This is a genomic window from Hydrogenophaga sp. (genome assembly GCF_041633695.1).
Lineage (GTDB): Bacteria > Pseudomonadota > Gammaproteobacteria > Burkholderiales > Burkholderiaceae_C > Hydrogenophaga.
The window spans coordinates 1-2,639 of sequence record NZ_JBFJMY010000521.1 but is presented as its reverse complement, the minus strand read 5'-3'; the positions used below and the strand labels follow the sequence as shown (position 1 = coordinate 2,639).

The following is a 2,639-nucleotide window of genomic DNA, read 5'->3' as shown; positions in this document are numbered from 1 at the left end:
GTGGTGCTCTGGGTGGTGTTCGTTGCGTTTTTGGGGGGGGCGGCGTTGTTGGTGCCGCACCTGAGCTTCATGGGCCTGGTCTGGGCGCGTTTGTTCGCCGGCCTGGTCAATGCCCTGGTGACGGCCTGGAGTGCACGCAAGCACTGCGGTGTGCCCTTGCTGGCCACTGGCCGTGCCTTGGCACGCCCCATGCTCGGGGCCATCTGCATGTATCTGGTGGTCGACCAGTTGGACCAGCTGGTGCCCACGGGTGCCTGGCAACTGCTGGTCGGTGTGGTCAGCGGTGTGCTTGCCTACGGCGCCTGGGCGCTTGCCAGCTGGTGGCTGGTGGGCCGACCGCAAGGCCTGGAATCCACCGTGCTGGAAGCCTTGTTCAAACGGTGGCGGCCACCTGCCGTTTGAGTATCCTTTATCCACCCCGCCGACCGAACTCCGCACACTCTGGCTCGAACACGCCAACCGACACACAAGAAAAAGTGACCCCATGAATCCCATACCGAAAGTTCTCGTTGTTTTTGGCACCCGCCCCGAGGCGATCAAGATGGCGCCGGTCGTCATGGCCTTGCGTGCCGCTGCTCCCTTGTGCGAGACCGTCGTCTGCGTGACGGCACAGCACCGCGAAATGCTGGACCAGGTGCTCCAGCTGTTCGAGATCCAACCCGACCACGATCTCAACATCATGAAGCCGGGGCAGGACTTGTACGACATCACCAGCCACATCCTGGTCGGTCTCAAGCAGGTGCTGGCCCAGGAGAAACCCGACCTGGTGCTGGTGCATGGCGACACCACCACCACCTTGGCGGCCAGTCTGGCGGCCTATTACGCCCGTATTCCGGTCGGCCATGTGGAAGCCGGTTTGCGCACCGGCAACAAGCTGGCCCCGTTCCCGGAAGAGATCAACCGCCGGCTCACCGGCGTGATCGCCGATCTGCACTTCGCGCCGACCGAGACGGCGCGCAGCAATTTGCTGCGCGAAGGCGTGGACCCGGCGTCCATCCACGTCACCGGCAACACCGTGATCGACGCGCTGCTGTCGGTGACCGAGCGCTTGCGCAAGCAAGCCAGCCTGAAAACCGCGTTGGACGAACGGTTCTCCTTTCTGGATGCGAGCCGCAAACTGATTCTGGTGACCGGGCACCGGCGCGAGAATTTTGGCGAAGGCTTCGAGCACATTTGTCAGGCCCTGGCCGATATCGCCGAGAGCGAACAAGGTGTCGAGGTGTTGTACCCGGTGCACCTCAACCCCAATGTGCGCAAGCCCGTGGCCGACATCCTGGCCACGCGCAAACTGGCCAACGTACACCTTATCGATCCGGTGGACTACCTGCCGTTTGTGTACCTGATGGACCGCGCCCATCTCATCATCACCGACAGCGGTGGCGTGCAGGAAGAGGCGCCATCGCTGGGCAAGCCGGTGCTGGTGATGCGCGACACCACCGAGCGGCCGGAAGCGGTGGACGCCGGCACGGTGAAGCTGGTGGGTACCTCGCGCGAGCGCATTGTGGGGGAGACGCGCGAGCTGCTGCAAAATCACGATGCCTATTTGCGCATGTCCCATGCGCACAATCCTTATGGGGATGGTCAAGCCGCCCAACGTATTGTGCAAACCGTGCTGTCCTTGAAGAGGAATTGAAAATGCAACGACTGCGTCAAAAAATCGTCGTCATGGGCCTGGGCTACATCGGTCTGCCCACCGCTTCCATGCTGGCCACCAAGGGCCACCAGGTGCTGGGCGTGGATGTGAACCAGAAGGCGGTGGACACCATCAACTCCGGCCACATCCACATCATCGAGCCCGATCTGGACATTCTGGTGCGCTCCGCCGTCAACAGCGGCAACCTCAAGGCGGCCATGGTGCCGGAAGAGGGCGACACCTTCATCATCGCGGTGCCCACGCCGTTCAAAGAAGTGGACGGCAACCCCAAAGCGCCCGACCTGAGCTATGTGGAAGCGGCCACGCGCGCCATCACGCCGTTTCTGCGCCCCGACAATCTGGTGATCCTGGAGTCCACCTCGCCCGTGGGCACCACCGAGTTGATCTACCGCATCATCGTGCAGGAACGCCCCGAGCTGGAAGGCAAGATACACGCCGCGCATTGTCCCGAGCGGGTGCTGCCGGGCCACATCTTGCGCGAACTGGTGGACAACGACCGCATCATCGGCGGGCTGACCAAGGCGGCGAACGAACAGGCCAAGGCGCTCTACAAAACCTTTTGCAACGGGGCCATTTTGCTCACCGATTGCAAGACCGCCGAGCTTTCCAAGCTGGTGGAAAACTCGTTTCGCGACGTCAACATCGCCTTTGCCAACGAGCTGTCGGTGATTTGCGACCACCTGGACATCAATGTCTGGGAAACCATTTCGCTGGCCAACCGGCATCCGCGCGTCAACATCCTGCAACCCGGCCCCGGTGTGGGCGGCCATTGCATCGCGGTCGATCCCTGGTTCATCGTGTCTTCGGCGCCCGAGCAGGCCAAGCTCATCAAGACCGCGCGTTTGGTCAACGACGCCAAGCCGCACTGGGTGATCGAAAAAGTGAAAGCCAAGGCGGCCCGCTTCAAGTCGCCGGTGATCGGTTGCCTGGGTCTGACTTTCAAGGCCGATATCGACGACATGCGCGAGTCGCCCGCGTTCGACAT

3 protein-coding genes are annotated in these 2,639 nt (G+C 62.4%); all 3 read left to right on the top strand.

What is annotated here, in order from left to right:
* Nucleotides 1-402 (top strand): polysaccharide biosynthesis C-terminal domain-containing protein (locus ABYB95_RS21080; RefSeq protein ID WP_372661516.1); only part of this gene is annotated, 402 nt, incomplete at its 5' end.
* An 82-nt stretch (nucleotides 403-484) separates the two neighbouring features.
* Entirely contained in the window at nucleotides 485-1,633 is a 1,149-nt protein-coding gene (wecB, locus tag ABYB95_RS21075; protein ID WP_372661513.1) for a non-hydrolyzing UDP-N-acetylglucosamine 2-epimerase, read from the top strand.
* 2 nt (nucleotides 1,634-1,635) lie between these two features.
* On the top strand, nucleotides 1,636-2,639 hold a 1,004-nt coding region (gene wecC / locus ABYB95_RS21070), incomplete at its 3' end, for a UDP-N-acetyl-D-mannosamine dehydrogenase (protein WP_372661510.1).

Excerpts from the sequence above, each read along its gene's own strand:
- wecB (WP_372661513.1), top strand. The coding sequence starts at position 485 with ATGAATCCCATACCGAAAGTTCTCGTTGTTTTTGGCACCCGCCCCGAG.